The organism is Rhizobium sp. BK289 (genome assembly GCF_014193575.1).
Classification (GTDB): domain Bacteria; phylum Pseudomonadota; class Alphaproteobacteria; order Rhizobiales; family Rhizobiaceae; genus Rhizobium; species Rhizobium tropici_C.
This window is the reverse complement of sequence record NZ_JACHZO010000002.1, coordinates 392,720-418,100: the sequence shown is the minus strand read 5'-3', so window position 1 is coordinate 418,100 and position 25,381 is coordinate 392,720. Positions and strand designations below refer to the sequence as shown.

At 60.8% G+C, this 25,381-nt stretch carries 23 protein-coding genes; 10 read left to right on the top strand and 13 right to left on the bottom strand.

Going from position 1 to position 25,381, the window contains the following annotated elements:
• The first annotated feature begins 13 nt into the window (after window positions 1-13).
• Window positions 14-892 carry a 50S ribosomal protein L11 methyltransferase gene (locus FHT84_RS05755; RefSeq protein ID WP_112342788.1) on the top strand — a complete coding sequence of 293 codons (879 nt, stop codon included), beginning with the start codon at window positions 14-16 and terminating at the stop codon, window positions 890-892.
• Between the two features lie 203 nt (window positions 893-1,095).
• On the opposite strand, the gene FHT84_RS05750 is transcribed toward FHT84_RS05755, so the two are convergent.
• Complete coding sequence (locus FHT84_RS05750; protein ID WP_169644998.1) at window positions 1,096-1,236, bottom strand: hypothetical protein; 141 nt, start codon at window positions 1,234-1,236, stop codon at window positions 1,096-1,098.
• 344 nt (window positions 1,237-1,580) lie between these two features.
• On the opposite strand from FHT84_RS05750, the gene FHT84_RS05745 reads away from it, so the two are divergent.
• Window positions 1,581-3,416: an aminopeptidase P family protein gene (locus FHT84_RS05745; protein WP_112343866.1), complete on the top strand. Its 1,836-nt coding sequence runs from the start codon at window positions 1,581-1,583 to the stop codon at window positions 3,414-3,416.
• A 45-nt stretch (window positions 3,417-3,461) separates the two neighbouring features.
• On the opposite strand, the gene FHT84_RS05740 is transcribed toward FHT84_RS05745, so the two are convergent.
• Window positions 3,462-3,773 (bottom strand): AzlD family protein, encoded by a 312-nt coding sequence (locus FHT84_RS05740; protein ID WP_112343867.1) that lies wholly within the window; start codon window positions 3,771-3,773, stop codon window positions 3,462-3,464.
• Between the two features lie 2 nt (window positions 3,774-3,775).
• Window positions 3,776-4,498, bottom strand: a complete 723-nt coding sequence (locus tag FHT84_RS05735; protein WP_113249367.1) for an AzlC family ABC transporter permease — start codon at window positions 4,496-4,498, stop codon at window positions 3,776-3,778.
• A 231-nt stretch (window positions 4,499-4,729) separates the two neighbouring features.
• On the opposite strand from FHT84_RS05735, the gene FHT84_RS05730 reads away from it, so the two are divergent.
• Window positions 4,730-4,981 (top strand): DUF2164 domain-containing protein, encoded by a 252-nt coding sequence (locus FHT84_RS05730; protein ID WP_112344054.1) that lies wholly within the window; start codon window positions 4,730-4,732, stop codon window positions 4,979-4,981.
• 6 nt (window positions 4,982-4,987) lie between these two features.
• On the opposite strand, the gene panB is transcribed toward FHT84_RS05730, so the two are convergent.
• The 3 genes from panB to FHT84_RS05715 all read right to left on the bottom strand — a co-directional run bounded on the left by panB (window position 4,988) and on the right by FHT84_RS05715 (window position 7,608).
• Window positions 4,988-5,809 (bottom strand): 3-methyl-2-oxobutanoate hydroxymethyltransferase, encoded by an 822-nt coding sequence (panB, locus tag FHT84_RS05725; protein WP_112343869.1) that lies wholly within the window; start codon window positions 5,807-5,809, stop codon window positions 4,988-4,990.
• 1 nt (window position 5,810) lies between these two features.
• Window positions 5,811-6,686, bottom strand: coding sequence for a pantoate--beta-alanine ligase (gene panC, locus FHT84_RS05720; RefSeq protein WP_112343870.1), 876 nt, complete (start codon window positions 6,684-6,686; stop codon window positions 5,811-5,813).
• Window positions 6,687-6,903: 217 nt separating this feature from the next.
• The gene (locus FHT84_RS05715; protein WP_112343871.1) at window positions 6,904-7,608 is read right to left on the bottom strand and encodes an SDR family oxidoreductase; all 705 of its coding nucleotides are present in this window, start codon (window positions 7,606-7,608) and stop codon (window positions 6,904-6,906) included.
• A gap of 124 nt (window positions 7,609-7,732) precedes the next feature.
• On the opposite strand from FHT84_RS05715, the gene gcvA reads away from it, so the two are divergent.
• A complete protein-coding gene (gene gcvA / locus FHT84_RS05710) occupies window positions 7,733-8,623 on the top strand; it encodes a transcriptional regulator GcvA (RefSeq protein ID WP_112343872.1) in 891 nt (296 codons plus the stop codon).
• Window positions 8,624-8,792: 169 nt separating this feature from the next.
• Window positions 8,793-10,178 carry a hypothetical protein gene (locus FHT84_RS05705; RefSeq protein WP_245430427.1) on the top strand — a complete coding sequence of 462 codons (1,386 nt, stop codon included), beginning with the start codon at window positions 8,793-8,795 and terminating at the stop codon, window positions 10,176-10,178.
• 6 nt (window positions 10,179-10,184) lie between these two features.
• On the opposite strand, the gene FHT84_RS05700 is transcribed toward FHT84_RS05705, so the two are convergent.
• From FHT84_RS05700 to FHT84_RS05685, 4 genes are all read right to left on the bottom strand, one after another.
• A complete protein-coding gene (locus FHT84_RS05700; RefSeq protein ID WP_112343873.1) occupies window positions 10,185-11,270 on the bottom strand; it encodes a glycosyltransferase family 1 protein in 1,086 nt (361 codons plus the stop codon).
• Window positions 11,271-11,351: 81 nt separating this feature from the next.
• Window positions 11,352-11,975, bottom strand: a complete 624-nt coding sequence (pncA, locus tag FHT84_RS05695; RefSeq protein WP_183761330.1) for a bifunctional nicotinamidase/pyrazinamidase — start codon at window positions 11,973-11,975, stop codon at window positions 11,352-11,354.
• Between the two features lie 111 nt (window positions 11,976-12,086).
• On the bottom strand, window positions 12,087-13,370 hold the full coding sequence (locus tag FHT84_RS05690; protein ID WP_183761333.1) for a sugar MFS transporter: 1,284 nt from the start codon (window positions 13,368-13,370) through the stop codon (window positions 12,087-12,089).
• Window positions 13,371-13,640: 270 nt separating this feature from the next.
• Entirely contained in the window at window positions 13,641-14,252 is a 612-nt protein-coding gene (locus FHT84_RS05685) for a TetR/AcrR family transcriptional regulator (RefSeq protein WP_183761336.1), read from the bottom strand.
• Window positions 14,253-14,424: 172 nt separating this feature from the next.
• Here FHT84_RS05685 and FHT84_RS05680 point away from each other — a divergent pair, with 172 nt between their 5' ends.
• A complete protein-coding gene (locus FHT84_RS05680; RefSeq protein WP_183761339.1) occupies window positions 14,425-15,162 on the top strand; it encodes an SDR family oxidoreductase in 738 nt (245 codons plus the stop codon).
• Window positions 15,163-15,192: 30 nt separating this feature from the next.
• Here the strand turns inward: FHT84_RS05680 and FHT84_RS05675 are convergent, their stop codons facing one another.
• Window positions 15,193-16,122, bottom strand: a complete 930-nt coding sequence (locus FHT84_RS05675) for a LysR substrate-binding domain-containing protein (protein WP_183761342.1) — start codon at window positions 16,120-16,122, stop codon at window positions 15,193-15,195.
• Window positions 16,123-16,227: 105 nt separating this feature from the next.
• On the opposite strand from FHT84_RS05675, the gene FHT84_RS05670 reads away from it, so the two are divergent.
• A complete protein-coding gene (locus FHT84_RS05670) occupies window positions 16,228-16,953 on the top strand; it encodes an SDR family oxidoreductase (RefSeq protein ID WP_183761343.1) in 726 nt (241 codons plus the stop codon).
• Window positions 16,954-16,962: 9 nt separating this feature from the next.
• Window positions 16,963-17,313: an Atu4866 domain-containing protein gene (locus FHT84_RS05665; protein ID WP_183761344.1), complete on the top strand. Its 351-nt coding sequence runs from the start codon at window positions 16,963-16,965 to the stop codon at window positions 17,311-17,313.
• A gap of 162 nt (window positions 17,314-17,475) precedes the next feature.
• Here FHT84_RS05665 and FHT84_RS05660 read toward each other — a convergent pair whose 3' ends face one another.
• Both FHT84_RS05660 and FHT84_RS05655 read right to left on the bottom strand, forming a co-directional pair.
• Entirely contained in the window at window positions 17,476-17,760 is a 285-nt protein-coding gene (locus tag FHT84_RS05660) for a GIY-YIG nuclease family protein (protein ID WP_113249358.1), read from the bottom strand.
• A gap of 370 nt (window positions 17,761-18,130) precedes the next feature.
• Window positions 18,131-20,596 carry a UvrD-helicase domain-containing protein gene (locus tag FHT84_RS05655; RefSeq protein ID WP_183761345.1) on the bottom strand — a complete coding sequence of 822 codons (2,466 nt, stop codon included), beginning with the start codon at window positions 20,594-20,596 and terminating at the stop codon, window positions 18,131-18,133.
• Between the two features lie 362 nt (window positions 20,597-20,958).
• Between FHT84_RS05655 and FHT84_RS05650 the strand changes: the two genes are divergently transcribed.
• Together FHT84_RS05650 and FHT84_RS05645 are read left to right on the top strand one after the other, a co-directional pair.
• Complete coding sequence (locus FHT84_RS05650; protein ID WP_113249356.1) at window positions 20,959-22,125, top strand: efflux RND transporter periplasmic adaptor subunit; 1,167 nt, start codon at window positions 20,959-20,961, stop codon at window positions 22,123-22,125.
• Window positions 22,122-25,277 (top strand): efflux RND transporter permease subunit, encoded by a 3,156-nt coding sequence (locus FHT84_RS05645; protein ID WP_113249355.1) that lies wholly within the window; start codon window positions 22,122-22,124, stop codon window positions 25,275-25,277. Before FHT84_RS05650 ends, FHT84_RS05645 begins: the two co-directional genes overlap by 4 nt.
• Window positions 25,278-25,381 lie beyond the last annotated feature (104 nt).

The following is a 25,381-nucleotide window of genomic DNA, read 5'->3' as shown; positions in this document are numbered from 1 at the left end:
GAAAGAGCGACGAGTGAGTGAAATCCGCCTTTATGTGACGACGACCGAGAAGAAGGCCGAGCAGATTCTGGACCTGATGACGCCGGTATTCGAAGACGAGGAGTTGCCGATCGCAACGACGGAAATCGACGAAAAGAACGATATCTGGGAAGCGTCGATCTATCTCTATGCCGTGGACGAAGAGGAGGTGCGCGATCGCTTCGAAGCGCTCCTGAAGCCCATTTTTGCCGACCTCCCCATTCAAAGGGAAGTGCTTCCGGACATCGACTGGATCGCCAAGTCGCTGGAAGGGCTAAAACCCGTGCGCGCCGGCCGCTTCCTCGTGCATGGCTCGCATGATCGCGACAAGGTCGGCCCCAGCGACATCGCCATCGAGATCGAAGCGGGACAGGCCTTCGGGACTGGCCATCATGGGACGACGGCGGGCTGCCTGGAGACGATCGAGAAGGTTCTCGCGAGCCGCCGCGTGCGAAATGCGCTCGATCTCGGCACGGGCAGCGGCGTGCTCGCGATCGCCGTGCGCAAGCTGCGCAATATTCCGGTTCTGGCGACGGATATCGATCCTGTCGCTGTTCGCGTCGCCCGGGAGAATGTCCGCAGCAACGGGATCGCCTCCGGTATCGCGCTGGAGACGGCGCCTGGCTTTCATTCCACGGCCTTTTCCCGTCATGGACCGTTCGACCTCATCATCGCCAATATTCTCGCGCGGCCGCTCATCAAAATGGCGCCGCAGCTTGTGGCACATCTGGCGCCGGGCGGCTCGGTCATTCTTTCGGGTATCCTCGCCGAACAGCGCTGGAAGGTTCTGGCCGCCTATAACGGCGCCAATCTCCGGCACGTGCGCACGATCTGGCGCAACGGCTGGGTCACCATCCATCTCGACCGGCCCTGAGCCGGTCAGCTCCCACAACTGAAATTACTGAAACGAAAAAAGGCGGTGCCGAAGCACCGCCTTGAGATCAGCTTTCACCGATCTTGCCCGCGAGCGTGTGGAGGAGGAGTGCTCAAGCGGGCTCTAAGCGTTCCGACTGCGATCCGGGAGGGAGGAGGAGAACCGGATTGCGATCGATATAGAACGCGTAGCTCTTAAACTTCTTAGCGGCGACCGCCGCGGCTTGCGCCGATTGCCTTTGCGGTTTCGACTTCGAGCTGACGAAGCGAGCCGACGGAATGGCGTACGGTGCGACGCTCGCCAGCCAGCGCCGGGCTAACATATGCTGAGCGGGTGATAGGCATTGTCTTCAAGTCCTTGGTTCGTTCGGGTTCCTCGTGAACCCCGTTTGATGCGGCGGATATAGCGACTCGCTCGCCGGAGTGGCAGGGGGGCAGCTTCATGGGAGCTATGCACGATATGCATATTTCCTGCCGTGAAGTTGTCATATTCAAACGCCGATGCTCATGAAATGGGCGGATTCGTTAACGGGCAGAGGTGGGATAAACTGCTCTCATGTGGTGCGAGGTTGCGGTAATCGCGCATATCGTCTCAGGGATCGAAAATCACATCGCACTTCCGATCGTGATGCTCTAACATACTGGCAATATTCAGTTTCACGGAATCTCCACCAGTCTCGGATCTGCTCATGTTTCAGTCTTTCGACGTCACTTCCACCCCGCAATTCGGTCGCGAGCGTGTTGCCGGTTTGCGCGCTGCCTTCAGCGATCTCGGCATTGATGGCTTCCTCGTGCCACGTGCCGACGAGTATCAAGGCGAGTACGTACCCAAATGCTCGGAGCGTCTCGCATGGCTCACCGGCTTCACAGGATCGGCAGGTGTTGCGCTTATCACACACTCCCACGCCGTGATCTTTGTGGATGGCCGGTATGTGACGCAGCTTGCCGAACAGGTGGACCGCAGCGTCTTTACCGGAGGCGATCTGGTGAACGAGCCGCCGCATGTCTGGCTGCCGCGTCATGCAAAGAAAGGTTTCCGGCTCGGTATCGATCCGTGGCTGCATACGGGTGCCGAAGTACGCCGTCTGGAAAAGGCGCTGGCCGAGATCGACGGCAAGCTCGTCTTCCTGCCCCACAATCCGCTCGACAGGCTCTGGACGGACCGGCCACCCGAGCCGTTGGGCAATGTTATCATTCAGAACATCGCTCAGGCCGGTATCCTCGCCAAGGACAAGCTTGCGACGATTGCAAACGGCCTCAAGGAAAAGAATCTCAAGGCGGCGCTGATTACCGATCCGTCTTCTGTCGCCTGGATCTTAAATATCCGCGGCAGCGACGTGCCGCACACGCCACATCCCCTGGCCCGCGCCATCATCTATGCGGCGGGTGAGGCCGAACTCTTCCTCGACAAGCGCAAGACCAAGGTGGAAGCGGAAGCTTATCTCACACAGATCTGCAAGCAGCTGCCGCCGTCCGGACTTACAAAGCGTCTCGCCGCTGCGGCAGCGAATGGTGGGCGAATCCTGGTCGATCCGGATCTTGCCTCCTACGCTCTGACCGACATCATCCGTCGTGAAGGTGGAGAGGTCGTGGAGGGCAATGATCCCGCCAAGCTGCCGCGCGCCTGCAAGAATGCTGCCGAAATCAACGGCTCTGCGGCTGCCCACCTGCAGGATGGCGCCGCCATGGTCGAGTTCCTTTACTGGCTGGAGACAAGCAAGCCTGGAACGGTGACGGAAATCGCCGCGGCGGAACGGCTGGAAGCCTGCCGCGCCCGCATCGGCGAAAGCATGCAGAACCCGCTGAAGGACATCTCCTTCGACACGATCTCGGGTGCCGGCGAGCACGCGGCCATCATGCATTACCGCGTGACCACGGCGAGCGACCGGCGGATCCAGGCAGGCGAGCTGTTCCTGATCGATTCGGGCGCGCAATATATCAACGGCACGACCGACATTACGCGCACTGTCGGTATTGGCGCGGTTTCCGAAGAGCAGAAGCGCCTCTTCACGCTTGTCCTGAAGGGGATGATCGCCATCAGCACGGCGCGCTTCCCGAAGGGCACGCGCGGCTGCGATCTCGATCCGCTGGCGCGCATCGCGCTCTGGAAGGCGGGCGTTGATTTCGCGCATGGCACGGGCCACGGCGTCGGCTCCTATCTCTCCGTCCATGAAGGCCCGCAGCGCATTGCGCGCCTTGCCGTGCAGGAACTGCTTCCCGGGATGATTCTTTCCAACGAACCCGGCTATTACCGTCCGGGTCATTTCGGCATCCGCATCGAAAATCTGATCTACATCCGCGATCCGGAGGAGATCGAGGGCGGTGACATGCCGATGTTGGGCTTTGAGACGCTCACTTTCTGCCCTATCGATCGCAGCCTGGTGCTTGTCGAGCTGCTGACGCATGAAGAGCTAAACTGGTTGAACGATTATCACGCTAGGACGCGCGAGGCGCTGATGCCGCTGATTCATGATCACGACATACGGGCGTGGCTGGAAAATGCCACGCTCGAGCTCAGCCATTGAGAAATACGGACCTCATCCCAACTGGAAAAAGGGATGGGGTCCCTCTCAAGCGCCTATGGAATGGCGCCACGCCATGACGACCACCCATCCTGCGACCAGCATATAGGTCGACGGATAGCGCAGTCCGACGAGAAGGGCGGCAAGCATCGCCACCTTTGTGTCCCAGCCGCCGATGAAGAAGGCGGGTGCGACGAGGGTTGTCAGCACGGCGGCGGGTACGGCATTCAGCGCCGCCTCGACGTGTGGCGGAATGCGGGTCATCTTGACGATCAGGATATAGCCGCCGATGCGCGTCAGGAAGGTCACCACGGCTGCGGCCAGAATGAGCAAAACCATATGCGAATTGAAATCGAACATGGTCAGACCTCGTGGCTTTCGTGCGCGATATCAGGCTTGCGATTCGCCTTTACCGGCGGCAGCATTGCCGCAAGGGCGACGCCCGCCAATGCGCCGATGCTGACATGCCAGGGCGAGCCGACATAGCGATAGGCGATGGTTGATGCGACTGCGCTGACGGCGACAACAGGCAGGAAATTGTCTCGCGTGCGAAAGCCCATGACGATGCCGAGGAAATAGACCGGCAGCAGGATATCGAGACCGATGGCTTTGGGATCGCCGATCAGGCTGCCGAGCAGGCCGCCGATCAGGCTCACCACCACCCAGGGAACATAGATCACTGCGGCAAAGCCGATGTACCAGGCGAAGGTCACCGGCTTGCCGCTTTCATGGCGCTTGATCGTCTCGGCAAATTGCGGATCGACCAGCAGGAAGAAGGTGAAGAACTTCTCCACCGCAGAAAAGTGCCTGATATAGCGGGCGATCGCCGCCGAGTAGAGCACATGGCGGAAGTTCACGGCGAGGATCGACAGCACGATGAGCCAGGCCTGAACATTGTGGCCGAAGAGATCAATTCCCACCATCTGGCTGGCGCCGGCATAGACGGTCCCGCTCATCAGGGTCAGTTCGCCAAGGGACATGCCCTGGTCGCGCGCCAGCGCGCCGAACAGAGCACCGAAGGGCGCTGCGGCAAGACCGACGGGAATGCCGCCCTTCAACCCGTCAAGAAATTCCGCGCGACTCATGGTCCGCTCTATCCTTTATGGAAAACCGGTTTTGCTCCGGATGCGGTGTCGAGGGCACGGATCCTGCAAGAGGTACGACGACGTTGCACCCTTGCGCATTTGCTTCCGCGCTATTCAATAGCGGGACGTGTAAGCTGTGTGCCCCGAACCAGCAATTGAATTTCCTTGATGGATCAATTGATTTCCTTGATCCAGCGTTTTGAGACCGCTCGCAAAATGAGAGATGGAAAGATGAAGAAGATCACCTTTTCGAAGGAGGAGAAGGCAGCGATGGTTGCACGCCTTCAGCGCTATTTCGCCGACGAGCTGGATCAGACGCTCGGCACCTTGCCCGCTGAATTCCTGCTCGATTTCTTCACCGCCGAGATCGGGCCGTATTATTACAATCAGGGTCTGCGGGATGCTCATGCTGCGCTGATGAGCAAGATGGAGGATTTCGGCGAGGCGATCTATCTGCTGGAGAAGGAACCCGCCAAGAGCTGATGCGCCTCATTTCTTCGGCTGGAACGTATGTTCCAGCGCGGGGAATGTGCGGGCCTTCACTTCCTCGGCATAGGCTTCGGCCGCCTTCGAGACCATGGGCGCCAGCTCCGCGAAATGCTTGACGAAGCGCGGCTTGAAATCGTTGAACAGGCCGAGCATGTCGTCGGAAACGAGGATCTGCCCATCGCAGGCGGCGGATGCGCCGATGCCGATGGTGGGAATGGCAACTGCGGCGGTGATCTCGCGGGCGAGCGGCTCGATCGTGCCTTCGATCACCATGGCGAAAGCGCCGGCCGCCGAGATCGCCTTGGCATCGCGCCGGATCTTGTCGGCTTCCTTGTCCGAGCGGCCGAGAGAGCGGTAGCCGCCGGTCGTGTTCACCTGCTGCGGCATCAGTCCGACATGGCCGAAGACCGGAATACCCCGAGAGGTAAGGAACGCCACGGTTTCAGCCATTTCCTCGCCGCCCTCCAGCTTCACGCCATCGCAGCCGGTTTCCTTCAGGATGCGTGCAGCACTGCGGAAGGCCTGTTCCTTCGATTCCTGGTAGGAGCCGAAGGGCAGATCGACGATGACGCAGGCATGCTTGGTGCCGCGTATGACGGCTTGGCCATGGGCGATCATCATATCAAGCGTGACGCCGACGGTCGTGTCCATGCCGTAGAGCACCATGCCAAGGGAATCACCGACCAGCAGCAGGTCGCAATGCGGATCGAGCAGGCGGGCAATCGGCGTCGTATAGGCCGTCAGGCTGACGATCGGACGCTGGCCCTTCATCGCTTCGATCGCAGCGGGCGTGATGCGCTTGGTGTGTCCGACAGTGCTCATCTCAGGCAGCCTTTTCGTTGTTTGACGGCTTGCGGCCGATGACCCGGTTGTCGAGCAGGCGGGTGGTGCCGATGCGCACGAAAAGCGCGATGAGGATAGGTTGTCCCTGCAAGGTCGTTAGCGGCTCCAATGTATCGGGATGACGAACGGCGGCGACTTCCACTGTCGCCAGCGGCTCTTTTTCCATGAAGGTGCGCAGGGCTTCCTCGAGCGCTGCGGGGTTATCCGCCCCGAGATCGTAGAGCCTTTCGGCCTCCGCCAATGCTTGAGGGACGATGGTGGCTGCGGCGCGTTCCTCTTTCGAGAGATAGACGTTGCGCGAGGAGAGGGCCAGGCCATCCACGTCGCGGACAGTCGGCACCGGCACGATACGAACGGGCTGCGCCAGGTCCTCGACCATGCGGCGGATGATCGCTACCTGTTGGTAGTCCTTCTCGCCGAAATAGGCGCTGTCGGGCTGGACGATGTTGAAGAGCTTGGTGACGACTGTGGCAACGCCGGCGAAGTGGCCCGGGCGAACCGCGCCCTCCAGCTCCGCACCGAGCTTCGGCACGTCGACGACGGTTTCCATCGGACGCGGATACATATCCGTCACGCCAGGTGCGAAGAGATAATCGACGCCGGCGTCGCGCAGCATGGCGCTGTCGCGTTCGAGATCGCGCGGATATTTCGCCAGATCCTCATTGGCGCCGAACTGTAGCGGGTTGACGAAAATGGAGGTGACGACGACGTCGTTCTCGGCCTTTGCACGGGAGACAAGCTCCATATGGCCGGCATGCAGATAGCCCATGGTCGGCACAAGGCCGATGCGCCTGCCAGCCCTAAGGTGTTCGGCAAGCCTTTCGCGCAGGGCCGCTATCGTGTTGATGACGTCCATCGTGGCACTCCTCCCGAGGCAGCGCCGCCTTACACTGCCCGTTTCATCCCTTTTTGCGGGCCCTTCTAACGTGTGCGGTGCAAAAAGGCAATTCAAGGGCAGCAGGCACCGCCGGGAGGATACCGTTGCTTGAGGCTGGCTCGATCTGATTTCATTGCCGTTCTCGGGAACATCATCCGAGGGAACGAACGCGGCATGAGCTCGATTTAGCCAGAATTCAGACCGAACGGGTCAGGCCGCCGTCAACCTTGAGGTTCTGGCCGGTGATGTAGCCAGCGCCATCGGAGGCCAGGAAGGCGACGGTGGCGGCGATCTCGGCGCTGGTGCCATAACGCCGCATCGGCACGCTGTCGCGGCGTTCTTCGGTCGCCGGCAGGCTGTCGATCCAGCCGGGCAGGACGTTATTCATCCGCACATTGTCGGCGGCGTAGGTGTCGGCGAAAATCTTCGTATAGGAGGCAAGGCCAGCCCGGAATACCCCCGAAGTGGGGAACATTGGCGACGGCTCGAATGCCCATGCCGTGGAAATGTTGATGATCGCGCCGGATTTCTGCTTCTGCATGATGGGGGCTATGAGGCGTGTCGGACGGATGACGTTCATGAGATAGACGTCGAGGCCGGTGTGCCATTGCTCGTCGGTGACCTCGAGGATCGGGGCGCGCGGACCGTGGCCGGCGCTGTTGACCAGCACATCGATGCGCCGCCATTTTTCCATCGTCGCATCGACCAGGCGCTTGAGATCGTCGTTGGACTGGTTGGAGCCGGTAACGCCGATGCCTCCAAGTTCCTGAGCCAACGCCTCACCCTTTCCGGAGGAGGAAAGGATGGCGACACGGAAGCCATCGGCCGCAAGCCGTCTGGCGCTTTCGGCGCCCATACCGCTGCCGCCCGCCGTGATTACGGCCACTTTTTCTATCGACATAGGTGCTTCCTCCTTCATCTCGTTCCACTGGAACCGATTGCTTCGAAATTACCGATGAAATATCATCATCGCCGCGCGAGAGCGAAGCAGATAAATTCCCATTTGCCAGTAGAAAAACTATCGCATGAACGGCTCGCCCGGTAAACTTCCCTCTCTGAACGGCCTGAAGGCATTCGAAGTGGCTGCACGCCATCGCAGCTTCAGGCTGGCGGCCGAGGAGCTCGGGGTTACGCAGGGTGCCGTTGCGCAGCAGGTTCGCGGGCTGGAAGCCGAGCTGGGCGTAAAGCTGTTCGAGCGGATGCCGCGGTCTTTGTTGCTGACGGGCGAAGGGCGGGGCTACATCGCCGATATCAGGCGCGCCTTTGAAATTATCGCTCAGGCAACCGGCAATCTCGAGCCGCAACCCGTCAGGCTCACCATCAGCACCACGCCGACATTCGCTTCGAAATGGCTGATTCCGCGCCTGCCGGATTTTACGGCTCGTCATCCCGATCTCGATCTTCATATCCTGGCGACGGAACGCATGTCGGGCTTTCAGGCGGACGGAGTGGATCTTGCAGTGCGCTACGGGCGACCACCTTTCGGGCCGGGATTGGCGACCGAACTGCTCTTCGAACAAGAGATCATCGCCGTTTGCAGCCCGGCGTTGCTGCAGGACCGAAAGCTGCCGAGGACTGCAGAGGAGCTCGCCGACTACGCGCTTCTCCATGACGCCCATAATTCCTGGCCCGAATTCATCGACAAGCATTTCGGGCGGGCGGCTCACGCCTCCTATAAAGGGATCAGCTTCAACCAGACATCGCATGCCATCGAAGCGGCGATCGCAGGGCAGGGAATCGTCCTCGCCAACCGTGATTTCGTGGCGCGAGATATGGTGGAAGGTCGTTTGACGCAGGTTATCCAGGGGTCGCTAAGCGGTCCATCCGATTTCTACCTCGTCTGGCCTCGTTATCGCAAATCCGCAGCCCTCGAGAAGGTCATTGCCTGGATGAGGGAAGAGGCGAGCAGGAGATAGCCCGTACCGTTCGCCTGATGTTGCGAGCAGGTTTTTCAGGAATGAAATGCCCGCCTGTTTTCAGAAGCGGCCCATCACGCGCGGTCGCGCTATCGAATGCTGCAATTGCCCCTTCGGGATTAGCGCTTTCCTCAATCTTTTTCTGTTAGCTGCAGTCATGGCGAAGATCGTGGCATTGGCTGCATATTTCTATCAGGCGGCGGTTGCCTTCGGGCTGCTGATCGTGGTGGCGCATCTGCTGGCTCCGGCGGACTACGCGGCCTATTCGCTGTTCATCTCGATCAGCCAGTTCGCGGCGATTTTCTGTTTCGAATGGGTTCGCTTTGCCTGCAGCCGCTTCTATCCGGGGCAGGGTCCGGGAAACGAGGCATTGGAGCGCAAGGCGCTGACCGTGGAATTTGCGGCCTGCTCGGCGATCTGCCTGATTGCTGCTTGTGCTTCGATCTTCTTTTCCGTCTCGGCGGAGATTGCCGTGCTTGGCGGTCTGGTCGCGATCTTCCAGGGCGGCAGCGACCTGCACCTCACCATGCTGCGCTTCCGCCAGGAATTTCGCGCCTTTTCGCGGCTGCAGGGCTCGCGCGCCACCATTCTCGCAGCCGGCACGCTCGCAGGTGCCGCCGTTGCCCCGACCTTCACATGTACTGTCATCGGCCTGATGGCGGGCTACGGCGCTTACGGTCTTCTGGCGCTCTTTCTGACCCGCAGCAGCTTGCGCGAGGCAGCACCATTCCAGCCATCGCTGCTTCGCAAGCACTTCGTCTATGGCAGCGTTGCGGCCAGTGCCTCCGTTATCGGCATGCTGACGCCGTTGGGATTGAAATCTATTCTCACGGCCACGTTGGGAGCGGGAGCTGCGGCCGGTGCGCTGCTGGCGCTCGATCTGTTGCAGCGGCCCTTCGTACTCATCGTCTCCGCCCTGCAGGCCATTCAATATCCCGATGTCGTCAATACCTTTGATCGCGACGGGGCAACGCCTGCCTTTGCCAGGCAACTCGGGGAATATTATTCGCTGCTTACCGGCCTTACGCTCATGACTGCCGCGGGTATCTTCGCGGTGCTGCAGCCCGTCGGCCAATTGGTCATTGCCTCCGGTTTGCGCCATGAATTTCTTGCCGTTGCTCCCTTCGTCATCGGTCTTGCGACATGCCGCGCCTTGACCGCCAACATGATGCCGACGCCAGCGCATCTGCAGCACCGGCTGCTGATGATCTTCCTTCTCGCGGTGCTGGACTGCGTGCTGCTGAATGCCGGCACGCTGGCCGGCGGTTACCTCGGTTCCCACAGCGATGCCGCGCTCATGGCCGGCGGCATGATCGGCGCCGTGTGCGCCATGGCGATTGGCGTGAAGGTGATGGCGTCTCTTTCCTTTGATTTTGTCTGGCCGCCGGTCGTCTTCTCCGCCATCGGGCTGGCGGTGCCGGTGCTGGCGACGGCTGGCTTTGGTTATTCGCTCTGGATATCGGTGTCGCTTGGCGTGGTCGGCGGCACGCTCTTTTGCCTGCTCGGCCTCTATAGCTACTTCGTTACCATGTTCCGGCCGCAGAACCGATCCTGAAGTCTCTCAGAGATCTTCGAGAATAGAGAGCACGCGGTCGGCGCTGGCATCCCAGGAGAAGCGGGTGACATTCTCATGGCCGCGCCGGCGCAGATCCTGGCGCAATACATTGTCCGTCGCGATCCGCCTCATGCCGGCAACGAGTTCATCCTGTCGGAATGGGTCGAAGTAGAGCGCGGCGTCGCCCGATGCCTCGCGCACGGCGGGGATATCAGCAGCGAGCACCGGACAACCCTGCGTCATCGCTTCCAGTGGCGGTATGCCGAAACCTTCATAGAGGCTCGGGAAGACGAAGGCAGTGGCATGTCGCTCCAGAGCGGCGATCTCAGCGTCCGTAAGCCTGCCTGGAAAGAGCATGCTGCCGTTTGACTGCTGGTCATCCGATTTGAAGACGGTCGGCGCGGAGCCGCCGACGACCACGAGCTTCTGGTTGTCATCTTTCAGCGCCTCGAAAGCGCGGATGGCGAAATCGAGGTTCTTGTTGGGTTTCATTGTTCCCACAAGAAGGAAGAAGCCGTTCGTCTTCAGACCAAGCCGCTGCATCACGGCCTCGTCCGGCTCGATCGTGGCATAATGATCGACGGCATTATAGACGACGTCGATGCCGCCTGAGGGAACACGGAATACGGAGGCGAGCTCCTGCCGCGAGAATTCGGAAACGGTACCGATCTTGGCGGTGCGCGTCAGCACTGTGCCGAGCGCACCATGCAGCAGGCGGTAGCTGCGCTTGAAGGATTGTGGATGGCGGAAGATCGTCACGTCATGGATGACGACCGCCTGGCGGCGATGAAGGAGCGGGCCGCTGCCGCCGAAGCCGATGAGCCGGCTGCCGCGCGAGTGTGAAAGCAGCGATGTCTGCTCCCATATATGCCCAGGGCCGGAGCCGAAGCGATCGATTTCTATTGCCGAGAGCCTGATATCGATGGGCGTGTTGCGCGGTACGGCCAGACGCCAGCGCGTGCCTTTCAGCGAGGCGGGCAGAGCACCCGAGGAGATCTTGCGATCGAGTGACAGCGTCAGTTCGCGCGCGAAGCGTTGCACGCCGGACAAAGGCTGGCCGAGGAAGCGCCCGTTGATGACAATAGACTGCACGCTAAGAGTCCCGATATCCTATTGATCGGTATTAGCTTGCACCATTTTGTTTAGAGAAGGTTTAGCTGGGCTCGCGCGATTTTACGCAAGCGCATCCTTGCTGCTGATCACGGCAACGCCGCGGGCTCGCATGTCGTCGATTGCCGCAGCGACGCCGGCAGGATCGATGCCGCGGCTCGCATCCTCAATGAAGCGGACGGTGACATTGGGTAGCATCTCGACGGCGTCGATCGCGGAGAACTTCACGCAATAATCCGTTGCCAGCCCGCAAAGATCGAGATCGGTGACGCCTTTGTCGCGCAGGTAAGCCGCCAGTCCGGTAAGGGCTGCCTGATCATTGTCACGGAAGGCGGAATAGCTGTCGACTGCGGGATTCTGGCCCTTCTGCTGGATGAAATCGACGTCATCGAGATGGAGGCCAGGGTGGAACTCGGCATCCTTGGTGTTCTGGATGCAATGGTCTGGCCACATCATCTGCGGTTTGCCCGAAAGCGTGCCGATTTCGAAGGGTTTCTTGCCGGGATGGGAGGAGGCGAAGCTGCCGTGGCCGGCCGGATGCCAGTCCTGCGAAGCGACGATCAGATCGTATTTGCCGCTGTCGATGAGTTTGTTGGCGATGGGCACGACTTGATCCCCATCCGGCACGGGGAGATTTCCGCCGGGGCAGAAGCCATTCTGGATGTCGATGAGCAGCAGCGCTTTCATGAGGCCTGTCCTTCCCGTTTTGTTGCGCCGCACGATGCCAAGCGGTGTGCCTCGGATCAAGCCCCTTGCGCTCCGCTTGGAAAACCGGCGGAGCGCAAGGCTCAGTCAGTTTCAGGCCGGCTTGTGGCCCTTGAGCCCGTAAAAGGCGATGTAGACGTAGCAGATGATCGGCATCAGGAAGGCGAGGTGAATACCGATCGTATCGGCAAGGCCGCCCTGGATAACAGGCAGGATCGCCCCGCCGACGATGGCAAGGCACAGAATGCCCGAGCCCTGGCTCGTATATTTGCCGAGGCCATGCAGTGCCAGGCTGAAGATCGTCGGGAACATGATCGAGTTGAACAGGCCGATCGCCAATACCGACCACATGGCGACATGGCCCGTTGTCAGCACGGTGACCACGAGCAGGATGATGACCGCGGCAGCGTTGAACGCCAGCGCCTTGCCGTCATCGATATGACGCATGATCAGCGAACCGATGAAGCGTCCTACCATTGCGCCGCCCCAGAAGTAGGAGACGTAGTGCGCGGCATCGGCCTCGGAGAGATGGGCGATATCCGGCTGACTCAGGAAGTTGACCAGGAAACTGCCGACGCTGACTTCGGCGCCGACATAGAGAAAGATGCCGACAGCGCCGAGCACGAGATGGCGGTACTGCCAGGCGGAGCCGCCGCCGCGCATGGGCTCGATGGTCTCCTCATCTTCGACTTCGGGTAGCTTCAATGCGGCAAAGACGGCGGCGAGCACCAGGAAGGCTGCGGCAAGAAGCAGGTAGGGGAATTTGACCGCGCCGGCTTCGGCAAGCCGCATGGCGTCGAGCTGTTCCGGCGTAGCGTTGGTGGCTGCAACAGTCGCGGCAGACAGGATCAACATCGCGCCGAAATAGGGGGCAATCGTCGTGCCAAGGGAGTTGAAGGCCTGCGTCAGGTTCAGGCGGCTTGCAGCCGTATCCGGAGGTCCCAACACGGTGACATAGGGGTTGGCGGCAACCTGCAGGATCGTGATGCCGGTGGCGAGCACGAAGAGCGCGCCCAGGAACAGGGCGTAGACGCGGTAAGTGGCGGCCGGAATGAACAGGGCACAGCCGACGGCTGCGATCGCGAGGCCGACGACGATGCCCCATTTGTAGGTGATGCGCTTTACGAGCGTGCCGGCCGGCAGCGATATGATGGAATATGCGCCGAAAAAGCAAAGCTGGATGAGCATCGCTTGGGTGTAATTGAGCTGAAAGACGCTTTTCAGGTGCGGGACCAGAATATCGTTCAAGCAAGTGATGAAACCCCACATGAAAAAGAGTGAGGTGAGTGCGATAAGCGCGAATTGGTAATTGCCCTGGCCTTGGCGTGCGGATGCACGGGCGCTGGTGGGCGCAGAGCTTGTTGCTGAGCCAGCCACTTTTTATCCTCGGTTCTTGTTGTTGCCAGGCTTTGAGATTCGACCCGGGCGAAAAGCCCGAACGGGCCGGAAGGACTGGCAGCGGCTTGCCGAGATGCCCGCAAGAAGCGCGGAATCCCGAAGCCGCTTCAATCGATATAATCGATTGGATCATTATTGGTAGCTTGCTAGGAATGCGGATTCTGCAATGCAGCAATGCGGTTTGCTGCAATCGCGAAGACGTTGAGGAAAGCAATCAGGTTTTCCTAGGTGCCTATCCGCCCGGGCGGGTCAGCCACCGTTCAGATAGCCGAGGACGGCACGCAGTGCACGGCGAGTCAATTGGCTTTTGTCTTCGTCGCCATGTTCTCCGGCGGCGTCGACCATTCCCTTGATGATCGCCACCACATCCCGGCTTGCGATATCGATGTCAGCCTGCATCGGCAGGTCCGGCCGCAGCAACGCTGCGCGCGTGAGTTCGAAGAAACGCATCTTCACCCTTTCGGTGGTGGTATCCAACGGCAGGCGTGCTTCTTCGAAGTCGAGCAGGCGGGCGAGGGCTGGCCGGCGAAGTTGCTGCTCGACACACGGGAGGATGAGTGCTGACAAAGCCTCCCTGCCGGTGGGCTTGCCTGCTGCGCTTTCCGCCTCCTCGACGAGGCGGCGCGTTTCCCTGAGGATCAGCGCTCCGATCAGCGCGTCCTTGCGCGGAAAATACTGATAGAGCGAACCGACGCTGACACCGGCCCTTTCCGCCACGGCATTGGTGGAGAAGGCTTCATGGCCGCGCTCTTCCAAAATGCGAGCCGCAGCCTCGACGATCGCCTCGACGGTCGCGAGCGAACGGGCTTGTTTCGGCGCTTTTCTGGGCGCGGGGCGGCTTTTCAGAGGGCTCTCGGACATGTCCGTGGAATGCGAGTAGTAAAAAGTGAATTATCGCTCATATTACTGATCAAGGCCCAGCGAAACAAGCGTTTCCGCGACATCCGAGGATCGAATTCCCTCGGCGTGTTCGCAAGCGCGTGCCTGCGTGACGCTTGCCGTTCGGGCCGGAGAGAGAAATGGAGACAAATGCATGTCCAGCGAAATCAAAACCGCAATCGTGACCGGAGCATCGAAGGGCATCGGCGCCGCCATTGCGAGGCAGCTTGCCGCCGATGGTTTCCAGACCGTCGTTAACTATGCATCGAGTTCCCGTGAGGCTGGGGATATCGTCGCCCGTATAGAAGCGGCGGGCGGCCGTGCGATTGCGGTCCGTGCGGATGTGGCCGATGCTTCGGCTGTTACGGCATTGTTCGATCGTGCCGAAGCCGAGTTCGGCAAGGTCGACGTGCTCGTCAACAATGCCGGGATCAGCAAATTCTCGCCCCTGTCTGAAGTGAGCGATGAGGATTTTCAGCAGCAGATTGCCATCAACCTCACAGGCACGTTCAACGGAATGCGCGAGGGGGCAAGCCGGGTGCGGGATGGTGGCCGCATCATCAACCTGTCAACGAGCATCATCGGCCATTACTCCCCAGGCAACGGCGTCTATGCAGCGACGAAGGCAGGTGTGGAAGCCATGACGCATACGCTCGCCAAGGAACTCGGCACGCGCGGCGTAACGGTCAATGCGGTCGCGCCTGGGCCGATCGCCACGGAGTTGTTGTTCAGGGGACGGTCGGAGGCGCTGATCCAGCGGCTGATCAACGACATCCCGCTCGGCCGTCTCGGCCTGCCGGAGGAGATCGCCCAGATCGTGTCGTTTCTTGCCAGCGTTCAAAGCGGTTGGATCAACGGCCAGATCATCCGCGCGAATGGCGGGCGCAATTGAATCGGTCATCACTCGAGGTGGCAAATGAGCTTAGCCCATTCGTTTGCCGCTTTCGCGCGCTTCATCGCCGGCGGGAAAGCGCCTGACATGCTCGATCAGTGCGCGAAGCTTCGGAGCGGTGTTTCGCCGGCTCGGATAATAGAGATAGAAGCCCGCGAAATAGGGGCAGTAATCCTCCAGAATCGGCAGCAGTTCGCCGCGACCGATGAAGGGGCGGAAGCTTTCCTCCATCCCGAAGGAGATGCCGGCGCCGGCGACGGCAAGCTTGATCATCAGGCCCATGTCATTGGTGGTGATCGTCGACGGCACCGCGACGCTGAATTCCTTGCCCGCTTCGGCGAACTCCCAGCGATAGGGCGCCGATTTCGGAGAAGGACGCCAGCCGATGCAGGCATGCCCGGCAAGGTCTGCCGGGTGTGACGGCACGCCGGAACGCTCGCGATAGGATGGGGCGCAGACAGCCAGTTGTCGCTCGGCGCCCGCGACCGGCACGGCGATCATATCCTGCGCGATGACTTCTCCGAGCCGCACGCCTGCGTCGTAGCCTTCCGCGACGATGTCGAATTCCTCGTCCGTGACGGTGATATCCAGCTCCACCTCGGGATATTGACGCACGAAACCGGCAAGGAGCGGCCCGGCCAGAAAGCGCTCGGCGATCGAGGAGACCGCAAGCCGCAGGCGGCCGCGCGGAAGCTCTGTCAGCGCCTCGGTCTTCTCCAGCGCCGCGCGCATCTCCGCCACGGCGGGAGCGACCCTCTCATAGAGCCGCTCGCCGGCTTCCGTGAGGCTGACGCTGCGTGTCGTGCGCAGCACGAGCGCGATGCCGAGATTTTCCTCAAGGCGGCGAATCGTCTGGCTGACGGCGGAGCGGGTCACGCCGAGCCGTGTCGCTGTCGCCCGAAAGCTCCGTTCTTCCGCAACGAGCGCGAAGACGGCGAGCGCATTCAGATCCGGCTCCATTGGTTATTTTTTCTTTCCAATTTGGCAAGGAGATGACGGCTTATCGAAACAATAACGATCCTTACAGTCAAGGCCTCATGACATGCACGGAGAAAGGATGAGGTCATGCCGATGGATAAGGTCATTCTGATCACGGGCGCTTCGAGCGGAATCGGGGAGGGCATTGCCCGCGAACTTGCCGCCGCTGGCGCGAAAGTGGTGCTGGGTGCGAGGCGCGTGGAACGTCTGGAAGCGCTGGCCGCCGAGTTGCATGCGGCGGGCGGCACCGTGCTTGCCCATTCCCTCGATGTGACGAATCGCGGAAGCTTCGAGGCTTTCGTCAGCGCCGCTCGACAGAAATGGGGACGCGTCGATGTCATCGTCAACAATGCCGGCGTGATGCCGCTCTCCCTCATGGCATCGCTGAAGGTGGAAGAATGGGACAGGATGATCGATGTCAACATCAGGGGCGTGCTGTACGGCATCGCTGCGGTTTTACCTGAGATGATAGCATGCAATTCCGGCCAGATCATCAATATCGCGTCGATCGGAGCGCTTGCGGTCTCCCCGACCGCGGCGGTTTATTGCGCCACGAAATATGCGGTGCGGGCGATCTCGGACGGGCTACGGCAGGAGCACAAGGTGCTGCGCGTCACCTGCATCCATCCCGGCGTCGTCGAAAGCGAGCTTGCCGATACGATCACCGATCCAATCGCGGCGGAAGCGATGAAGACTTATCGCGCCATCGCTCTCAAACCCGATGCCATTGCCCGCGCCGTGCGTTTTGCCATCGAACAGCCCGAGGATGTCGACGTCAACGAGATCGTCGTGCGCCCGACGGCCAACACGTAGGCGGTGGAGATGGCTTTGGTCCGAAGTTTCGCCCTGGCTCTTGCCGCCGGCGCCATATTTATCGTTACATCAAAGGTCTACGCTACCATGAACAACAAATCCAACGCATCCGCGACCATCCAGCAAAGTCATCCCTATGTCGGCATGTGGGTTACCGCCGATGGTTATGTGCGCCACAATCTACTGCCGAACGGCCGCTATGACGAAGCGCGCGGCCGGCGCGAGAGCGCCTATCAGGGGCGCTATGAGGTTCGCGGCAATCACATCGATTACTGGGACGATACCGGCTTTACCGCCGATGGAGATTTCATCGACGACGTGCTTCATCACGGCGGTATAATCCTTTATCGTCAGAAGTAGCGCGATATCGAATGGCACCATCGCCAGACCATCTGTGTCTTGCGATGGCTTTCCTCTTACGGCGTGCCGGTCCCAGTCGAATGCCAATCCTTTTTCCGCGATGGATTTATGGGCTATGGCTAAAGGACCGGGATGCGCAGGCGACCGGGGGAGCGTGAGGCTTTACCAGAGCTCGTAGTATAAGTCCCGCCAATCCGGATTTGTCTTTTCGATCAGCTCGATCTTCCATTGCCGATACCAGCGTTTCAGGGACTTTTCCCGTTGTATGGCTGAAACGATGTCGGCGTGGTCCTCATACCAGACCAACCGCGTGCACCCGTATTTCCAAGCAAAGCCAGGCGTCAGGCCTTCGCGATGTTCGTAGATGCGGCGCTCTATATCGGCGGTGACGCCGATATAGAGCGTACCTCGCTTGTGGTTAGTGATGATGTAGGTATATCCACCCATGCGTGTATGATGCTGGTGGAGATGATGAGCGTCAAGAGACTATTGGCGGGAGGTGAGCTGCTTCGCAAAGAATAGCGCTTGCGTTTGCCACCCTATCATACCCCACGCTCCGTCATCCTCGGGCTTGACCCGAGGATCCAGACACAAGCCTATGACAATGATGACAGCCTCTACGACCGTCCGCCCTGCATTGACGGTTCCAAACAGGGCATAACGCATTTGATTGAAACCCTTGTGCATGGATCCTCGGGTCAAGCCCGAGGATGACGGAGCGCGGGGGAGGACGGAGGCCACACAATCAGCTCCTTCATCTTTGCGGTTGCACTGATGGGCACCCGCCGCTCCAAATCAGACAGCCGGCCTTGTGCCCTCAAACCCGCTCCACAAACCCATCAAGCACCCTTTTCTGCCCGGCGCGGTCGAATTCGATGGTCAGCTTGTTGCCCTCGATCTCCGAGACATTGCCGTTGCCGAACTTGATGTGGAAGACGCGGTCGCCGATTGAGAATTTGGAGGGTTCGGTGGAGGTGGATTTAGCCACCAGCTCGCCGTCGATGGTGCGCACTTTCGGGCCGCTTTCGCCGTAGCCGATGCGTTCGACGGCGTGGCCGGAGCGGCTGCCCCAGTTGTCGCGGGTCGCATCGTTGCGGTTGGCCTGCGCACGCTTCCATCCAGGCGTGGAATAGGTGTTGGCGAAGGGATCGGCCTTGTCGAAGCGTGATTGGCCGTAACCGCCGCGGCCATACCCGCCATAGGATTGCTCGACTTCGGCGACCTGGACATGCGTTTCCGGCAGTTCGTCGAGAAAGCGGGAGGGGATTGTGGATTGCCACAGGCCGTGGATGCGGCGGTTGGAGACGAACCAGATGTGGCAACGGCGCTTGGCGCGGGTGATGCCGACATAGGCGAGGCGGCGCTCTTCCTCCAGACCGGCGCGGCCGCTTTCATCAAGCGAGCGCTGATGCGGGAACAGGCCTTCCTCCCAGCCGGGCAGGAACACCGTGTCGAATTCCAGACCCTTGGCCGAGTGCAGCGTCATGATGGAGACGGCGTCGAGATTTTCGTTCTGCTCAGCATCCATGACGAGGGCGACGTGTTCGAGGAAGCCGCGCATGGATTCGAAACTATCCATCGAGCGGATGAGCTCTTTCAGGTTTTCCAGGCGTCCAGGCGCTTCGGCCGATTTGTCGTTCTTCCACATGTCCGTATAGCCGGACTCTTCGAGGATCTGCTCGGCAAGCTCGGTATGCGGGGTGTTTTCGAGCAGGCCCTGCCAGCGGCGGAAGGATTGCACGACATCGAACAGCGCCTTGCGCGTCTTCGGCTTCATCTCATCCGTCTCGATGATATCGGCCGCTGCCGCTAACATCGGGATATCGCGCGCACGGGCGTAATCATGCAGCGCTCGAACGGTGGTGTCGCCGAGGCCGCGCTTCGGCGTATTGATGATGCGCTCGAAGGCGAGATCGTCGGCCGGCTGGCAGACGAGACGGAAATAGGCCATGGCATCGCGGATTTCGAGGCGCTCATAGAAACGAGGACCACCGACGACGCGGTAGTTCAGGCCGAGGGTGACGAAACGGTCTTCGAACTCGCGCATCTGGAACGAGGCACGCACGAGGATCGCCATGTCGTTCAGATTGTGCTTGTTGCGCTGCAGCTGCTCGATCTCTTCGCCGATCGCGCGTGCTTCCTCCTCGGAATCCCAGGAGGCATGCACCTGCACCTTGATGTCGTCGGGGTCGGAGCGGTCGGTGAACAGCGTCTTGCCGAGCCGGCCTTCGTTATGGGCGATCAGATGCGCGGCGGCACCGAGAATATGCTCGGTGGAGCGGTAGTTGCGCTCGAGCTTGATGACCTTGGCGCCTGGAAAATCCTTCTCGAAGCGCAGGATATTGTCCACTTCGGCGCCGCGCCAGCCATAGATCGACTGATCGTCGTCGCCGACGCAGCAGACATTCTGCGGCTCGCCCTTCTGCCTCTGCGCCAGCAGGCGAAGCCACATATACTGCGCCGTGTTGGTATCCTGATACTCGTCGACCAGGATGTAGCGGAAGCGCTGGTGATAGTCCTTGAGGATATCAGGATTCTGCCGGAACATATTGATCGGATGGAGCAAAAGATCGCCGAAGTCACAGGCGTTCAGTGTCTTCAGGCGGTTCTGGTAGGCGGCATAGAGTTCGCGGCCCTTGCCGTTGGCGAAGGCCCGGGCATCGCCTTCCGGAATATCGGCGGGGCTGAGGCCCTTGTTCTTCCAAGTGTCGATCATGCCGGCGAACTGCTTGGCCGGCCAGCGCTTGTCGTCGAGCCCTTCCGCCTGGATCAGCTGCTTGATCAGGCGGACGACATCGTCGGTATCGAGAATGGTGAAGCTGGAGGTGAGGCCGACCAGCTCGGCATGACGGCGCAACAGCTTGACGCCGATCGAGTGGAAGGTGCCGAGCCAGGGCATGCCTTCGACGGCGCCGCCGACGAGCAGTGCGATACGCTCCTTCATCTCGCGGGCCGCCTTGTTGGTGAAGGTGACGGCGAGAATCTGGCTGGGGAAGGCGCGGTTGGTAGAGAGGATATGAGCGATGCGGGTTGTGAGCACGCGCGTCTTGCCAGTGCCGGCGCCCGCAAGCACCAGAACGGGGCCGTCAAGCGTTTCGACTGCTTCCGTCTGTTCCGGATTGAGGCCGGCGAGATAATCCGGCCGGCGGCCGCTGTCGCGTGCCGCCATGGCGCGGGCAGCGATGCCGCCGCTGGTGCTGCCGGCAGCCGGCGCCGAACGGCGCGGCGCGATGTGCTCCGGCTCCTCGTCAAAGAAGGGGATATCGTCATGTCCAATGGTCATGCGGCCCAATGTAATGATTCTACCCCGAAAGGCAAAAGAAACGGGCCGAAACTAGAACAAAAAGTGCACATTCGCGGCATAAAGACGTTGATAACGCGGCACGTTCCGCGCCCAAACAGAGATGTGCGAATGCCAGTGAAACGTCTCGTTGTCACGGTCAAGATTACAACTTTGTCATAATATGCGTCGAAGCTTGCTGCTTATGCCCAAAAACACGATATTGCAGCAAATCGGGCACAATCTTGCATTATAGAGCCGCCCGGACCGAATGAGGCCTCAATAAGTGCGCTGGGTGTGTGGGGGGCCTGTGCAAACCAACGACGCGATTTCATCGCCTCTGACATAACGAGCCGGAGACGTGCATGACCGCCTGGAAGCAGCTTTCCTTGTCTTTTCTCTTGCTGGTGGCAGGCATTGCCGCTGTCGTGGCCCTTGCGCCCGGCGCAGCCGGCATCTTGCGGAAGGCCGGTGTTCCCCAGACGATCGTCGCAGCAATCACACATGATGACGATGCCAAGGCGGAGAAGAGCGGCAATGCGGTCGAAGCCGGCGCTCGGCGCGCCCGGAATGTGCCGCTTGTCGTGACGAAAGCCGTCGTCAACGGCGTCGTCAACGATCGCCTGAGCGCGATCGGCACCGGTGACGCCATTCGCTCGGTCGTCGTCATGCCGCAGGCGACGGGCACGATCCGGGAAATCCTCATCAAGTCCGGCGACAGGGTCAGCCAAGGCCAGGTACTGGCTCGTCTCGACGACGACGAGCAGATCATTGCCCGCGGCCAGGCGGAGGTAGCGCTGAAGAGCGCAGCGGAGAAATCCCAGCTCTATCGCAACATCAAATCCAGCGTGTCGCGCATCGATGTTTTCGATGCCGAGATCGCAGAGCAGGGGGCGAAGCTGGCGCTGCAATCGGCGGAGCTGGCGCTGAAGCGCCGCGATATCGTCGCGCCGATCGACGGGATCGTCGGCATCGTGCCCGTTGTGGTCGGCGACAACGTAACCACGACCACCAATATCGTGATGCTGGACGATCGCTCGGAAATCCTGGTGGATTACTGGGTGCCAGAGCGCTTCGCCAACACTGTCAAGGTCGATCAGCCGGTGGAAGCGACCTCGGTCGCGCTGCCGGGGCGTATATTCTCTGGCGCCGTCGAGGCGGTCGACAATCGCGTCGATGGCGCCAGCCGGACGCTGCGCGTGCGCGCCCGCATCGACAATGCCTCCGACGAATTGCGGGCCGGCATGTCCTTCAATGTCGGCATGCGCTTTGCCGGCGAGACCTATCCTTCCGTCGATCCGCTCGCCGTGCAATGGGATGGCGCCGGTGCTCATGTCTGGCGCGTTGTCGACGGCAAGTCCTCGAAGGTGCGCGTCAGCATCGTGCAGCGCAATCCGGATGCGGTACTGGTCCGCGGCGATCTCCGCAATGGCGATCTCATCGTCATCGAAGGATTGCAGCGTATGACCGAAGGTGGCGAAGTCCGCTTTGCCCGTGATGTCGCCGAGGCCAGGGAGGTCATCACCCAATGACATCTCATGGTGATGACGCGACGGATGCCAGCTCGGCAGCGACCAGGCAATCCTTCACGGCACTTTTCGTGCGCCGGCCGATCCTGGCCCTGGTCTTCAATACGCTGCTGGTCGTTGCCGGTCTTGCAGCCTATTTCGGCGTCGAAGTGCGCGAACTGCCTGATGTCGATCGTCCCGTCGTGACGGTCAGAACCGTGTTTGACGGCGCTTCTCCCCAGACGGTGGATCAGGAGCTGACGAAGATCATCGAAGGGGCGGTCGCCCGCGTCAGCGGCCTGAAATCGGTCTCCTCCAGCTCGTCCTTCGGGCAGAGCCGCGTAACGCTCGAATTTTCCGACGCGACCGATCTTTCGGTTGCCGCCAACGATGTTCGCGATGCCATCGGTCGCATCGCCGAACAATTGCCCGATCAGGCGGATGCGCCACAGATCGTCAAGGCGGATTCGGATTCGCAGCCGATCATGCGCCTTGCCGTCACCTCGAGCACCATGACGATGGACGACCTGACGCAGCTGGTCGATAAGGAGATCACTGACCGGCTGGCTTCGGTCGAAGGCGTTGCCGATGTCGAGCTTTACGGCGATCAGGAGAAAATCTTCCGCATCGACGTCGATCAGGCCGCCCTTGCGAGCCGAGGCCTCACTATCGGCGACCTGACGACGGCGCTTGCGACCGCAGCGCTCGATGTACCGGCCGGATCGCTGAAGAGTGCGCGCCAGGATATCGTCGTGCGTGCCACGGCGGCGCTGCAGACGCCGGAGGATTTCTCCCGGCTGATCATCAAGAACCGCGTGCGGCTCTCCGATGTCGCGACCGTGACGCTCGGACCGAGGGACGGCACGACCGCGCTGCGCTCGAACGGCGTACAGGGCGTCGGCCTCGGCATCATCCGCCAGGCGCAGTCGAATACCTTGAATATTTCCGAAGGCGTGAAGGCCGTCGTCGCGCAGCTGTCGAAATCGCTGCCCGAGGGTACGCGTATCGTCATCACCAGCGACGATGCCTTATTCATTCAGGGCGCGATCCACGAAGTCGTGCTGGCGCTCGTCCTGTCGGCGCTGATCGTCACGGTGGTCATCTATCTCTTCCTGCGCGACTGGCGGGCGACGCTGATACCGGTCGTCACTATGCCGGTGGCGCTCATCGGCACGCTCGCCGCGCTTTATATGGTAGGCTTCTCGGTCAATATCCTGACGCTGCTGGCGATCGTACTTGCGACCGGCCTCGTGGTCGACGACGCCATCGTCGTGCTCGAAAATATCGTGCGTCGTAGAGCCGAGAAGATCGGGCCGCGCGCGGCTGCCGTACTCGGTACGCGCGAAGTCTTCTTCGCCGTCATTGCGACGACGGCAACGCTTGCCGCCGTGTTCATTCCGCTGTCCTTCCTGCCGGGGCAGGTGGGCGGCCTGTTCCGCGAATTCGGCTTCGTGCTTGCCTTCTCCGTCGGGCTGTCGTCGATCGTGGCGCTGACGCTCTGCCCGATGCTTGCGTCTCGCATGCTGACCAAGGAAATGCGCGAAGAGCATGGCGCACTCGGCCGTTTCGGTGAGCTTTTTGCCGGCGTCTATCGCCGCACGCTCCGGACATGTCTCAACGCACCGCTTGTCGTCATCGTCTTCTGCGCGCTGTTTTCGGCTGCTGCTGTTCTCGCCTTCGTGAATGTCAAAAGCGAGCTGACGCCGAGCGAGGACCGGGCGATGGTCATGCTGCGTCTCACCACGCCGCAGGGCGCTGGCCTGGATTACACGAAGGACCAGCTGCAGCGGGTCGAGGAGCGGCTGCAGCCGCTGATGGACAGCGGCGACATCAGAAATACCTACGCTATCTCAGGCATGAACAGCCAGAAAAACAGCGGCTTCATGGTCTTGACCCTGGCACCCTGGAGCGAGCGCCATCGCACGCAACAGGACATCGTCACCGATATCAACCGCGCCATGGCCGGCGTTCCTGCGCTCCGAGGCAACGTCATCCAGGCCAACAGCCTGCGTATCCGGGGCGCCGGCAGCGGCGTGCAGATGGCGCTTGTCGGCAACAATCATGAGGTGCTGACCGAGGCGGCACTGAAGCTGGTGCAGGAGCTCGACAGGACAGGGCAGTTCGACACGCCACGGCTCAACAACGAGCCGACGCAGGCCCAGGTCTCGGTCACCATCGACCGGGAGCGCGCTTCCGATCTCGGGATCGACATATCGGGGCTTTCGATGGCGCTGCAGTCGCTGCTCGAAGGCCGCTCCGTCGTCGACGTCTTTGTCGCGGGCGAATCCTATCCCGTGCTGCTGACCTCAACGATCCGGCCGATCGACGATCCGACGGATCTTGAAAACGTCTATCTGAAAACCGGCGACGGCAAGATCGTGCCGATGTCGGTCATCGCATCGCTGAAGGAGAACGCCGTCGCACCGCAATTGACCCGCGAGCAGCAATTGGCATCGGTCGCTATCACCGCCGGTCTCAAGAGCGGCATGTCGCTTGGGCAAGCCGTCGAGGAAGTCACGCGGATCGCCACGCCGCTGTTGCCGCCAGGTGCGCGGTTGATGCCGCTCGCCGAAGCCGCGACGCTGGAGGAGAATTCCAGCGGCATGGTGCTGACCTTCGGCTTTGCCATCGTCATCATCTTTCTGGTGCTCGCGGCGCAGTTCGAAAGCGTGCTGTCGTCGCTGATCATCATGTCCACGGTGCCGCTTGGTCTTGCCTGCGCCATCTTCGCGCTCGTCATCACCGGTTCGAGCCTCAACATCTACAGCCAGATCGGCCTGGTGCTGCTGGTCGGCGTCATGGCCAAGAACGGCATCCTGATCGTCGAATTCGCCAATCAGCTGCGCGACAAGGGCGAAAACGTGCGCGAGGCGATCGAAAAGGCCTGCGCGCTGCGCCTGCGTCCGGTCATGATGACGATGATCGCAACCATCCTCGGCGGCGTCCCGCTCGTCTTTGCGGAGGGTGCGGGCGCGGAAGCACGCATCGCGCTCGGCTGGGTGATCGTCGGCGGCCTTGGTTTCGCGACTCTCGTCACGCTTTACATCACGCCGGTCGCCTATCTGCTGATCGCCCGTTTTGCAAAACCGCAGACGCATGAGGAGCAGCGTCTGCACGACGAAATGTCCGACGCGGCGTTGCGCTCGAAGCTGACCAACCTTCGCGCGGCGGAATAGGCCGGGACAGGTAGGTTGTGCCCATTATGGTAAATCAGGCGTTTCGCTTAGCGTTTTTTTAAGCATGTTTGCTAATCATGGCGATTGTAACCGCTGGAGCGAAG

Bases quoted from the DNA above. Each gene is read 5' to 3' on its own strand.
- FHT84_RS05750 (WP_169644998.1), bottom strand. From the start codon at position 1,236: ATGCCTATCACCCGCTCAGCATATGTTAGCCCGGCGCTGGCTGGCGAG.
- FHT84_RS05745 (WP_112343866.1), top strand. From the start codon at position 1,581: ATGTTTCAGTCTTTCGACGTCACTTCCACCCCGCAATTCGGTCGCGAG.
- FHT84_RS05740 (WP_112343867.1), bottom strand. From the start codon at position 3,773: ATGTTCGATTTCAATTCGCATATGGTTTTGCTCATTCTGGCCGCAGCC.
- FHT84_RS05735 (WP_113249367.1), bottom strand. From the start codon at position 4,498: ATGAGTCGCGCGGAATTTCTTGACGGGTTGAAGGGCGGCATTCCCGTC.
- FHT84_RS05730 (WP_112344054.1), top strand. From the start codon at position 4,730: ATGAAGAAGATCACCTTTTCGAAGGAGGAGAAGGCAGCGATGGTTGCA.
- panB (WP_112343869.1), bottom strand. From the start codon at position 5,809: ATGAGCACTGTCGGACACACCAAGCGCATCACGCCCGCTGCGATCGAA.
- panC (WP_112343870.1), bottom strand. From the start codon at position 6,686: ATGGACGTCATCAACACGATAGCGGCCCTGCGCGAAAGGCTTGCCGAA.
- FHT84_RS05715 (WP_112343871.1), bottom strand. From the start codon at position 7,608: ATGTCGATAGAAAAAGTGGCCGTAATCACGGCGGGCGGCAGCGGTATG.
- gcvA (WP_112343872.1), top strand. From the start codon at position 7,733: ATGAACGGCTCGCCCGGTAAACTTCCCTCTCTGAACGGCCTGAAGGCA.
- pncA (WP_183761330.1), bottom strand. From the start codon at position 11,975: ATGAAAGCGCTGCTGCTCATCGACATCCAGAATGGCTTCTGCCCCGGC.
- FHT84_RS05685 (WP_183761336.1), bottom strand. From the start codon at position 14,252: ATGTCCGAGAGCCCTCTGAAAAGCCGCCCCGCGCCCAGAAAAGCGCCG.
- FHT84_RS05680 (WP_183761339.1), top strand. From the start codon at position 14,425: ATGTCCAGCGAAATCAAAACCGCAATCGTGACCGGAGCATCGAAGGGC.
- FHT84_RS05675 (WP_183761342.1), bottom strand. From the start codon at position 16,122: ATGGAGCCGGATCTGAATGCGCTCGCCGTCTTCGCGCTCGTTGCGGAA.
- FHT84_RS05670 (WP_183761343.1), top strand. From the start codon at position 16,228: ATGCCGATGGATAAGGTCATTCTGATCACGGGCGCTTCGAGCGGAATC.
- FHT84_RS05665 (WP_183761344.1), top strand. From the start codon at position 16,963: ATGGCTTTGGTCCGAAGTTTCGCCCTGGCTCTTGCCGCCGGCGCCATA.
- FHT84_RS05660 (WP_113249358.1), bottom strand. From the start codon at position 17,760: ATGGGTGGATATACCTACATCATCACTAACCACAAGCGAGGTACGCTC.
- FHT84_RS05655 (WP_183761345.1), bottom strand. From the start codon at position 20,596: ATGACCATTGGACATGACGATATCCCCTTCTTTGACGAGGAGCCGGAG.
- FHT84_RS05650 (WP_113249356.1), top strand. From the start codon at position 20,959: ATGACCGCCTGGAAGCAGCTTTCCTTGTCTTTTCTCTTGCTGGTGGCA.
- FHT84_RS05645 (WP_113249355.1), top strand. From the start codon at position 22,122: ATGACATCTCATGGTGATGACGCGACGGATGCCAGCTCGGCAGCGACC.